The sequence below is a fragment of the Rhodococcus sp. NPDC003383 genome, assembly GCF_053589115.1.
Map to the genome: position 1 here is coordinate 56553 of NZ_JBSFRG010000033.1, position 10977 is coordinate 67529.

At 71.5% G+C, this 10977-nt stretch carries 9 protein-coding genes and 2 rRNA genes; all 11 read right to left on the reverse strand.

The window, feature by feature from the left end; all coding sequences use genetic code 11:
• Positions 1 to 2: 2 nt before the first annotated feature.
• Positions 3 to 1745: a CTP synthase gene (locus ACWDTS_RS23590; RefSeq protein WP_450110781.1), complete on the reverse strand. Its 1743-nt coding sequence runs from the start codon at positions 1743 to 1745 to the stop codon at positions 3 to 5.
• A 171-nt stretch (positions 1746 to 1916) separates the two neighbouring features.
• Positions 1917 to 2867, reverse strand: a complete 951-nt coding sequence (locus tag ACWDTS_RS23595; RefSeq protein ID WP_197251818.1) for a copper transporter — start codon at positions 2865 to 2867, stop codon at positions 1917 to 1919.
• Entirely contained in the window at positions 2864 to 4048 is a 1185-nt protein-coding gene (gene steA, locus ACWDTS_RS23600) for a putative cytokinetic ring protein SteA (protein WP_197251819.1), read from the reverse strand. Before steA ends, ACWDTS_RS23595 begins: the two co-directional genes overlap by 4 nt.
• A 104-nt stretch (positions 4049 to 4152) precedes the next feature.
• The gene (recN, locus tag ACWDTS_RS23605; RefSeq protein ID WP_450110782.1) at positions 4153 to 5940 is read right to left on the reverse strand and encodes a DNA repair protein RecN; all 1788 of its coding nucleotides are present in this window, start codon (positions 5938 to 5940) and stop codon (positions 4153 to 4155) included.
• Between the two features lies 1 nt (position 5941).
• Positions 5942 to 6883, reverse strand: a complete 942-nt coding sequence (locus ACWDTS_RS23610; protein WP_450110783.1) for an NAD kinase — start codon at positions 6881 to 6883, stop codon at positions 5942 to 5944.
• Complete coding sequence (locus tag ACWDTS_RS23615; protein WP_450110784.1) at positions 6880 to 7704, reverse strand: TlyA family RNA methyltransferase; 825 nt, start codon at positions 7702 to 7704, stop codon at positions 6880 to 6882. Before ACWDTS_RS23615 ends, ACWDTS_RS23610 begins: the two co-directional genes overlap by 4 nt.
• Before the next feature lies 1 nt (position 7705).
• The gene (locus ACWDTS_RS23620; protein ID WP_197251822.1) at positions 7706 to 7930 is read right to left on the reverse strand and encodes a hypothetical protein; all 225 of its coding nucleotides are present in this window, start codon (positions 7928 to 7930) and stop codon (positions 7706 to 7708) included.
• A 52-nt stretch (positions 7931 to 7982) separates the two neighbouring features.
• Positions 7983 to 9020, reverse strand: coding sequence for an HAD-IIA family hydrolase (locus ACWDTS_RS23625; protein ID WP_450119134.1), 1038 nt, complete (start codon positions 9018 to 9020; stop codon positions 7983 to 7985).
• Positions 9017 to 10501, reverse strand: coding sequence for a hypothetical protein (locus ACWDTS_RS23630; RefSeq protein WP_450119135.1), 1485 nt, complete (start codon positions 10499 to 10501; stop codon positions 9017 to 9019). The genes ACWDTS_RS23625 and ACWDTS_RS23630 overlap by 4 nt, the downstream gene beginning before the upstream one ends.
• Before the next feature lie 67 nt (positions 10502 to 10568).
• A 5S ribosomal RNA gene (gene rrf / locus ACWDTS_RS23635) occupies positions 10569 to 10685 on the reverse strand.
• A 135-nt stretch (positions 10686 to 10820) separates the two neighbouring features.
• A 23S ribosomal RNA gene (locus ACWDTS_RS23640) occupies positions 10821 to 10977 on the reverse strand; the annotation flags it as partial.

The window sequence follows — 10977 nt, forward strand, 5'->3', positions numbered from 1 at the left end:
GACTAGTCGACCTCGGCGGCGGCCGGTTCGGTGGCCTCGGGAGCCTCGGTGTTCTCGTCGCCGTGCACGTCCACCGGCAGCCGTTCGGCGGCCTTGTACCGCAGCGCCGCGGCGATCAGGCCCGAGAACAGCGGGTGCGGGCGGGTCGGGCGGCTCTTGAGCTCCGGATGCGCCTGGGTCGCAACGAAGTACGGGTGCACGTCGGCGGGGTACTCGACGAACTCGACGAGCCGTCCGTCCGGGGAGGTGCCGGAGAACTGCAGACCGGACTTGGCGACGCGGTCGCGGTAGGCGTTGTTGACCTCGTAGCGGTGCCGGTGCCGTTCGGAGACCTGCTCGGTGCCGTAGGCCTTCGCGACGACCGACCCCTTGGTGAGCACCGCGGGGTAGGCGCCGAGCCGCATGGTGCCGCCCAGGTCGGCCTCACCGGCGACGATCTGTTCCTGGTCGGCCATCGTGGAGATCACCGGGTGGGTGGTGTCCGGGTCGAATTCGGTGCTGGAGGCATCGGTGATGCCCACCGACCGGGCCGCCTCGATCACGACGCACTGCAGGCCCAGGCACAGGCCGAGCAGCGGGATCTTGCGGGTCCGGGCGAACCGGATCGCGCCGAGCTTGCCCTCGATGCCGCGGATACCGAAGCCGCCGGGGATCAGCACGGCGTCGACGTCACCGAGATGACGTTCCGCGCCGGCCTCGGTCTCGCACTCGTCCGAGGCGACCCAGCTGATCTCGACCTTCGCGCGGTGCGCGAAACCACCGGCGCGCAGCGCCTCGGTGACCGACAGGTAGGCGTCGGGCAGGTCGATGTACTTGCCGACCAGCGCCACCTTCACGGTTTCGCGGGGGTTGTGGACCCGGTCGAGCAGGTCGCCCCACACGGTCCAGTCCACGTCCCGGAACGGCAGGCCGAGCTGACGCACCACGTAGGCGTCGAGGCCCTCGCTGTGCAGCACCTTCGGGATGTCGTAGATGGAGGGGGCGTCCGGGGTGGAGATGCAGCCGTCGACGTCGACGTCGCACATCAGGGCGATCTTCGCCTTGAGCGCGTCGGGCACGTCCCGGTCGCAGCGCAGGATCAGCGCATCGGGCTGGATACCGATGTTGCGCAGCGCCGCCACCGAATGCTGCGTGGGCTTGGTCTTCAGTTCCCCGGACGGGCCCAGGTACGGCACGAGGCTCACGTGCAGGAAGAAGCAGTTGTCGCGGCCGATGTCGTGGCGCACCTGGCGGGCCGCCTCGAGGAAGGGCTGGGATTCGATGTCGCCGACGGTGCCGCCGATCTCGGTGATCACCACGTCCGGGACGTTGCCCTCGGCGTCGGGGGCCGCCATCGCCTTGATGCGGTTCTTGATCTCGTCGGTGATGTGCGGGATCACCTGCACGGTGTCGCCGAGGTATTCGCCGCGCCGCTCCTTGGCGATGACCGTCGAGTACACCTGGCCGGTGGTGACGTTCGCGTCGGCGGACAGGTCGCGGTCGAGGAACCGCTCGTAGTGCCCGACGTCCAGGTCGGTTTCGGCGCCGTCCTCGGTGACGAACACCTCGCCGTGCTGGAACGGGTTCATGGTGCCGGGGTCGACGTTGAGGTACGGGTCCAGCTTCTGCATGGTCACGCGCATACCGCGCGCGGTGAGCAGAGCACCCAGACTCGATGCGGTCAGCCCCTTGCCGAGCGAGGATGCGACGCCCCCGCTGACGAAGATGTGCTTGGTAGCGGTACGCGAGTGGCGTGACTGTGGCAAAGAAGCTCCCGTGACGTCTGGTGCAGGACTTCGGACTGATGGCGGTACTGCTGGGGCCTGCGGACCCACGGAACCCCACCGTAACACCTGCCGGCGCGATACCGTGCACGACTCGCACGCATCCGTGCCGACGTCACATTTCGAGGGCCGCGGCCGGGCGGTTGCCCGCGGTCAGCGGGCCGCCGACCCGACCGTGACAGCACCCGCGCCGGGTCCGGTGCCGTAGCGTCCGGCGCCCCCGGCGAGCTGTTCCTGCAACGCCAGCACGGTGGTGATCCGGCCGGCTTCCCGGTCGAGGTTGTCGACGGTGGACAGGCCCGCCGACAGCGCCGTGTCGGCCCGGACCACCGCCAGCGGGCCGTTGCCGGTGGCCGCGCCGGGCCGGCCGGCGAGCACGGTGCCGGCGCCGCGGGTGTCGAAGATCGCGGCGAACCGCGCGAGCAGCGCCCCGCGGTTGCCGCTGCCCTCTTCCCCGCCGCTGCCGTCGCCGGTGACGACGATCGCCGCCTGGGCCGGTTCGACCGTGCCGTCCTCGAAGGACACGAAGCCGGCGCTGCGCAGCGTGGTCAGCGCCAGCGTCCGTTCCTCGGGGGTGCTGCGCGGCTGCCCGGTGCCCGGGTCCACGAGCAGCACCGCGCCGAGCAGGTCCCCGGCGAGGCTGCCCTGGTCCACGGCGCCGGTCTGCAGCTGCACCCCGGCGGGCACGACGTTGGTGACGGTGGTGCGCAGCAGGTCCGCACCGGCCGCGTCGACGAACGACTCGGTCAGCGACACCCTCCCGGTGACGGCCGCCCCGGCGGCTTCCACGGTGGCGACGACGGCGTCGAGATCGGCCGGGTCGGCGTCCGGCCCGGCGACCATCAGGACCGTGCGGCCGGCGAGCGTGTCGCGCACGACCCGCCCGGCGACCGCGGCGTCGAAGCCGTCCGCGGCGTTGAGCCGTTCGGTGAGCACACTGTTGCGGTCCTGTTCGGCCTGCAGCTCGTCGCGCATCCGGGCCTTGTCGTCGCGCAGCCCGGACACCAGGCTGCTCGACAGCAGCCCGGAGCCGAGCACGATCCCCACCGCCAGTGCCAGGAAGATCGCCGCGATGGACACGGCGTGCTGGCGCAGAGAGATCACGCGCGCAGCCCCCGCACCCACTCGACGAGGTCGTCCCACAGCTGCACCGCCCAGTCGACGACCTCACCGCCGAGGTTGGAGACGATGAGCGCGGCGATCACGGCGATCAGCGCGGCGAACACGAGCAGGGCGATCACGCCGCCGGAGACCCGGCTGCGGTAGAGGGTGGCGACGGCCTTCGCGTCGACGAGTTTCGGTCCGACCTTCAGGCGGGTCATGAACGCCGACGGGTTGGTGTCGCGGCGTCCCTGGTCGAAGAACTCGTCGAGGGAGACGGTGCTGCCGACGGTGACGATCAGCGCGGCACCGTGGTGGTCGGCGAGCAGCAGCGCCAGATCGGCCGGGGCGCCGGCCGCCGGGAAGGTCATCGCGCCGATCCCGAGGTCCTGGATGCGTTCGAGGCCGGGGGCGTGCCCGTCCGGGTCGGCGGGCAGCACGACCTCGGCGCCGGACTTGAGGGTCTCGGTGCCGATCTGCTCGGGATCGCCGACGATGAGATCGGGCCGGTAGCCGGCCTTGGTGAGGGTGTCCGCGCCGGCGCCGACACCGATGAGGATCGGCGAGTACTCCTTGATGAACGGCTTGAGGTCCTTGAGGTCCTGCACGTGATCGGGCCCGTCCGCGACGACCACGACGTGCCGGTCCTGCAGGTCCACGTCGATGTCGGGCACCCCGACGCCGTCGATGAGCAGCGGGCTCTCCGACCGGATGAATTCGATGGTGTTGCCGGAGAAGGCTTCGAGATGGTCGACGAGTCCGGTCTTCGCCTCGATCATGCGATCGGAGATCTCCGCCTCGGTCTGCTCCTCCCCCTGGATGAGCAGCCGTTCCCCGGCGTAGACCCCGCCTTCGTACAGCCGGATCTTCGCGCCGTCCTTGACCTTCTTGAACAGCTCGGTGCCGGTGTTGTCCACCAGCGCGACCCCGCTGGCGACGAGCACCTCCGGGCCGAGGTTCGGGTAACGGCCGGTGATCGACGGCGACGCGTTGACCACGGCCGTGACCCCCGCCTCGACGAGGGCGTCGGCGGTGACGCGGTCCAGATCGACCGCGTCGAGGACGACGATGTCGCCGGGACCGACCCGGCGCAGCAGCTTCGCGGTGTTCTTGTCGACCCGGGCAATGCCGCTCACTCCGGGCAACGTTTCGTTATTGCGTGACAGCAGAGCCGGCATCTTCATGGCATCGATGATGAACCCGGGTCGCGGCACGGTAACGGAGGCGCGCCGAACGGACCCGCGAGCCGCGGTTACGGACCGCTCGGCACGTTCCGGGGGTGGCGGGGTCAGCTCTGCCGTTCGGCGTGGGCCATCGCCAGCAGTTCCTCGGCGTGCGCGCGCCCGGTCTCGGTGTCGTCCAGACCCGCCAGCATCCGCGCCAGCTCGGCGACCCGTTCGGTCTCGTCGAGGGTGCGCACCCCGCTGCTGACCACCCCGCCGGCGTCGTCGACCTTGTCGACGACCAGGTGCGTGTCGGCGAACGCCGCGACCTGCGGCAGGTGGGTGACGACGATGACCTGGTGGGTGCGCGACAGCCGGGCCAGCCGCCGCCCGATCTCGACCGCGGCCCGGCCCCCGACCCCGGCGTCCACCTCGTCGAACACCATGGTGGCGCCGCGTTCGGAGGCGGCGAGCACCACCTCGAGCGCGAGCATCACCCGGGACAGTTCGCCGCCGGATGCGCTGCGCGCCAACGGCAGCGACTGGGCGCCGCTGTGCGCGGCGAGCCGGAATTCGACCTCGTCGGTCCCCGATTCCCCGGCGTGCAGAACCCGGTCGCCGATCGTCAGCGGCGCCGCGTCCTTCTCGGCGGCTTCCCGGTCGCGGACCTGCACGTCCAGGGTCGCCCGGCCCATGGCGAGGCCGGACAGTTCCTTGCTGACGGCCTTCGCGAGCCGGGCCGCGGCCTTGTGCCGGGCCGCGGACAGGGCCTGCGCGGCCTCGGCGGTCGCGGCGGCGGCGGACTCCACGGTCGCGGCGAGTTCGGCCAGCGCGTCGGCGGACACGTCGATCTTGGACAGCCGGGCGCGGGCCTCCTCGGCCCAGGCGAGCACCCCGTCGGTGTCGGCGGCGTACTTGCGGGTCAGGGCCTTGAGTTCGGATTGGCGGTTGAGCAGGGTGTCGAGGGCGCCGGGATCCGACGGCAGGTCGGCGAGGTAGCCGGACAGGTCGCCGGCGACGTCGGTGACCACCGCCATCGCCTCGGCCAGGCGCGGACCCAGCTCGCGCAGGGCCGGATCGTCCGCGCCTTCGACGCGGGCACGCGCCTCGCCGAGCAGATCCAGGGCGGCCGCCGCCCCGTCCCCGTCGCCGGCGTCGCCGCCGGTCAGGACGGCGTGTGCGGCCTCCGCGGCCTCCCGCAGCGAATCCAGGTCGCCGAGGCGGCGCACCTCCGCCACGATCCGGACGTCCTCGCCGGGTTGCGGGTCGACCCGCTCGATCTCGTCCAGACCGAACTGCAGCCGGTCCGCCTCCTGCGCGAGTTCCCGCGACCGTTCGGTGCGCTCGAGCAGCTCGGCGCGCGCGGCCAGCCACTTGCTCCGGTGCTGCTGATAGGCGGCGAGCAGCGGCAGCACCGCCTTGCCGGCGAATCGGTCGAGGGCGGCGCGCTGCTGGTCCGGGCGCAGCAGCCGGAGCTGGTCGTTCTGGCCGTGCACCGTCAACAGCGGGTCGGTGAACTCGGCGAGCACCCCGACCGGGACACTGCGGCCGCCCAGATGGGCGCGGGAACGCCCGTCCCGGCCGACCGTGCGCACCGCGATGATGCTGCCGTCCTCGTCCCGTTCGGCTCCGGCCGCCTCGAGCAGCCGGGCGATCTCCCGTTCGACGTGACTGGGCAGCGCGCCCGCGGTCTCGTCGGTGTCCACGGCGAAGCGGCCCTCGACGACGGCGCGCTCGGCCCCGACCCGCACCCGGGCCGGGTCGGCGCGGGAGCCGGACAGCAGGTGCAGGCTGGTGACCACCATCGTCTTGCCCGCGCCCGTCTCGCCGGTCAGCACCGTGAAACCGTCGTGGAACTGGGCGCTCGCCTCGGAGATGACACCCAGGTTGTCGATCCGAATCTCAGCGAGCACGTCAGAGTTTCCTTCCTCGCCAGCCCTTCACCGGAAGTTCGAACTTGCGGACCATCCGGTCCGCGAACGGCGCCGAGTCCAAACGCACCCAGCGAACCGGATGCTTGCCGCGCACCACCTCGACGCGGCCCCCGGCCGGCAGTTCCAGGGTGCGGCGACCGTCGCAGAACACGAGACCGTCGTGGCTGCCGCGCAACGTCTCCACCGCGATGAGCGACTCGGGGCTCGTCACCAGCGGGCGCGCGAACAGGGCGTGCGCGTTGCTCGGAATCACCAGCAGCGCTTCGAGTTCCGGCCACACGATCGGTCCGCCGGCCGAGAACGCGTAGGCGGTCGAACCGGTCGGGCTGGCGACGAGAACACCGTCGCACCCGAACGACGACACCGGCCGTCCGTCGACCTCGAGCACCACTTCCAGCACCCCGAGCCGCGACTTGTTCTCGACGCTCGCCTCGTTCAGCGCCCACCCACGATCGACGATCTCGTCGTCCACCCGGATCATCACGTCGAGCGTCATGCGGTGCTCGATCCGGTACTCGCGGCGCACAACCTGCGCGAGCGCCTCCTCGAGGTGCTCGGCCTCGGCTTCGGCGAGGAACCCGATCCGGCCCAGATTGATGCCGAGCACCGGGACCGCCGCGCACTGCGCCAGTTCCGCGGCCCGCAGGAAGCTGCCGTCCCCGCCGAGCACGATCACCATCTCGCAGCCGACCGCCGCGTCCGGTCCGGATTCGACGATGCGGATCTGCCCGTCCGGGGCGGCGAGCGCCCCGAGGCCGGTGCTGTCGGCTTCCTCCGCGAGGACCCGCAGCCCGATCCCCGCCTCGCCGAAGATCGCCGCGACGCGTTGCGCGGTCTCGGCGATCTCGCCGCGCCCGGAATGCGACACGAGCAGGATGTCCCGGCGCGGCGAGGTGGCCGTGTCACCGGTTGCTGTGGTCACTGGGGTCCTTCCTGCACCGCACGTTCGACGAGTTCGATCACCGACGGCTCGAGTTCCGCGGGGCCGGGCTCACCGGCCCGCAACCACAGGAAGTACTCGACGTTGCCGGAGGGACCGGGCAGCGGGCTCGCCACCGCGCCGATCGTGCGCAGACCGAGGATCTGGGCTTCACGGGCGACGTCGAGCACCGCTTCGGTCCGCAACGCCGGATCCCGTACGACACCGCCACTGCCCACGCGTTCCTTCCCCACCTCGAACTGCGGTTTGACCATCGGCAACAGGTCGGCTCCCGGGGCGACGCAGCGCACGAACGCCGGCAGCACCAGCTTCAGCGAGATGAACGACAGGTCCGCCACCACCAGCTCGACCGGGCCGCCGATCTGCTCGGCGTCGATATTACGCACGTTTGTTCGATCGAACACGTGGACGCGGTCGTCGGACTGCAGCCGCCACACGAGCTGGCCGTATCCGACGTCCACCGCGGCGACCTCCCGGGCACCCTCGTGCAGCAGCACATCGGTGAATCCGCCGGTGGATGCGCCCGCGTCGAGGCAGCGGCGTCCGGTGACCTTCAGCCCCTGCGGCGCGAACGCCTCCAGCGCCCCGAGCAGTTTGTGTGCCCCGCGTGAGGCCCAGGACACCTCGTCGGTGACCTCGGTGACCAGCAGCGGTGTGCCCGGCTCGACGGCGGTCGCCGGTTTGGTGGCAACGGTGCCGGCGATCAGCACCCGGCCCGCCGCGATCAGTTCGCTGGCGTGTTCGCGTGAGCGGGCCAGCCCGCGCCGCACCAGTTCCGCATCGACCCGTGCCCGGCGTGCCACGTCAGACCTTGTCCACGGTCGCGAGGGCCTGCACCAGCACGTCGTGGGCCTGCTCGAGCAGCTGGGCCTGGCGCGAGATCGCGACGGCCCGGTCGTGGCCGTCCCCGGCGGCCGCGTCCCGGGCACGGGTCAGCAGCCCGTCCACCTCGGCGTGGATCCGGTCCGGTTCGATACCCGGCTGGGCGCCGGGGAGATGCTGGCCTGGGCGTGGAATCGACGTGCTCATCGCTGACCACGCTAGTGCATCACCGACCCACCGGACACGCGGCACGACCGGATCAGGCACCCGCGCTCCACGCCTCGATCGAGGAGCGGGCCGCGTCGTTCACCCCGACCACACGTTCGAAGTCCGGGTTCGCCCACGCCACCGGAAGCACGGTCCGCAGCGCCGCCATCGGGTCGACCGGCCCGGCCGCCTCGAGCCGCAGGTCTCGGCCGTCGACGGTCGCGGTCCACGCCCCGACGGCGCCGACGCGCAACGCCCCGGCCTCAACGTCGAGGCAGCTCAGCGAGTCCGCGACATAGGTGGGCCGCTGCCGCGCCGGAGCCCGCAGCAGCTCCGCGACGGTGCTCACCCCGGTGAGCACCAGCAGCGAATCGGCGCCGACGGCGACCGCACCTTCGATGTCGGTGTCCAGCCGGTCACCGACGACGAGCGGACGGCCCGCGGCGCTGCGGGCGATGGCATGCTCGAGCAGCGGCGCGGCGGGCTTGCCCGCCACCACCGGTTCCGCGCCGGTGGCCGACCGCACCGCGGCGACCATCGACCCGTTGCCCAGCACCAGGCCCCGTTCGGTCGGCAGCGTGGAGTCGACGTTCGTCGCCACCCACAGCGCGCCGGCCCGGATCGCGAGGGTCGCCTCGGCGAGGATCGGCCAGCCGGTGTCCGGGGAATGCCCCTGCACGACGGCGACCGGCCGCTCGTCCGCGGACCGCACCGGTCTCAGGCCGACGTGGGTGATCTCCTCGGACAGCGCCTCGGTCCCCACGACGAGGACCGCGGCACCGGCGGGGACACGTTCGGCGAGCAGACGTGCGGCGGACTGCGAACTGGTCACCACCGTCGACTCGTCGGCGGAAAAGCCCAGGTCGCGCAGGTGTGCGGCGACGTCAGCGGGTCGGCGGCTGGCGTTGTTGGTGACGTAGAACAGCCGGTCGTCACCACCGGTCAGCGCCTCCACAGCCCCGGGGACGGGATCGGCGCCGCGGTAGACGGTGCCGTCGAGATCGAGCAGCAGCACGTCGTACGCCGACCGCAGCGTCGACGAGCCCGCCGCGGTCCGGGCGTCCGCGGGTGCAGATGCTCGATCGGTCACAGATCCTCGCCGGTCAGTTCCGCCACCCGCTCCTCGGCGTCGGTTTCGCCGTCGAGGTCGGCGGCGGCCGCGTTGAGGAACCACTTGACGCCGTCCTTCGTGCGGCCGGCTGCCACCAGCGCGTCCGCGTAGGCGTAGAACAGGCGTGCGGCGGCGGTCCCGGTCCGGGACTCGTCGAGATCCGGAGTCTGCAAGGTGACAACGGCCTGATCGTATTGGCCGAGGTCCATGCGGGCACCGGCCACGACGATGCGCAGCTCGCTGGCCTCGTCCCCGGTCAGGGCACGGGCTTCCTCGCTGCGGCCGAGTTCGATGGCACGCTCCGGCCGGCCGAGTCCGCGTTCGCAGTCGGCCATCACCGCCAGCAGGCCGGGACCGCCCGACATGCGGCGGGCAGCGCGCAGCTCGGACAGGGCCTCGGCCCATTCACCGGCGTGGTAGGCGGTGATGCCCGCGGCCTCGCGGACCACGGCGATGCGACCGGCACGCTGCCGTGCCGCCCGGGCATGTGCGAGCGCGAGCCGCGGATCGTCGTCGATGAGCTTGCCTGCCATCACCAGGTGCCGGGCCACGGTGTTCGCGTTCGACTTGTCCAGGCTCAGCAGGTCGCGACGGATCGTCGGATCCAGCTCCGAGGCTTCGACATCGTCCGGCAGATCCGGCTCGTCCGGTCGGGCATCGCGACGCTGCGGGGGCACGCCTTCGCGACCGCGGCCGGGTCCGAAACCACCCTCGCCGCCACGACGACGGGCGCCGCCGTCGCGTCGATCCGGGCCGTGACCTCGGCTGTCGCGGGCACCACGATCGTCGCGGGGTCCGCGGTCGCGTCCGTCGCCTCCGCGGCGGTCGTCGCGTCCGCGCTCACCACGGGCGTGCTCGGGCCGCTCACCGCGGGGCCGGTCACCGAAGCCGCCGCGCCGGTCGTCACGACGCTCGTCGCCGTAACCACCCCGACGCTCGTCACGTCCGCGATCGCCACGGGCGTGCTCGGGCCGCTCACCGCGGGGCCGGTCGCCGTAGCCGCCCCGGCGGTCGTCGCGACCCCGGTCGCCACGACCCTGTTCGGAACGTTCACCCCGGGGCCGGTCGCCGAAGCCACCGCGCCGATCGTCACGACGCTCGTCGCCGTAGCGGTTCGGACGGTCGCCACCTCGGCCCTGACGGTTGTCTCCGGCTCCGCCCTGACGGCGATCACCCCGGTCGTCGCGACGACGGTCTCCGCCCTGACGTGCATCGTCTCCTCGATAGGAGGGGCGTCCCTCACCGCTGCGGCCGTACCGTCCGCGCTCGCCCTCACCCTGCCGGCGGTCGCCGGAAGAAGGACCCTGCCGGCGGTCGCCGAACGACGAGCTCTGCCGGCGATCGTCGCTGCGGCCGGAACGGTTCTCGTCCCGGCGCCGGTCCTGATTGTCGTCGCGTCCCGACCGCGGGGTGGATCCTCCGCCCCGGAAGGATCGACGCTCACCGCTGTTGTCGGACACAGAAAAATCCTTTCACGAAAAAACACGAAAGGGGACCCAGTGAGTGGGTCCCCTTTCGGTAACGGGTGTTCGGCGGTGTCCTACTCTCCCACACCCTGTCGAGTGCAGTACCATCGGCGCAGACAGGCTTAGCTTCCGGGTTCGGAATGGGACCGGGCGTTTCCCTGTCGCTATGGCCGCCGTAACTCTATGAAACTTTACCCACGCTTCGCGTGTCGAATCGAGTGAACGCAGACCCTTTCATCAAGGGGCTCCGCCCACCCAATTCTGACGAATTGGGTGTTGTTTCAGATACCGCACAGTGGACGCGTAGCTTCTTCGTGGTAAGTCCTCGGCCTATTAGTACCGGTCACCTGCACACATTACTGTGCTTCCAGTTCCGGCCTATCAACCCGGTGGTCTGCCGGGGGCCTTACCCCCTCGAGGGGGTGAGAAACCTCATCTTGGAACAGGCTTCCCGCTTAGATGCTTTCAGC

What these genes read in the sequence shown, in the direction of transcription:
- steA (WP_197251819.1), bottom strand. Translation starts at nt 4,048, where the DNA reads ATGAAGATGCCGGCTCTGCTGTCACGCAATAACGAAACGTTGCCCGGA.
- ACWDTS_RS23620 (WP_197251822.1), bottom strand. Translation starts at nt 7,930, where the DNA reads ATGAGCACGTCGATTCCACGCCCAGGCCAGCATCTCCCCGGCGCCCAG.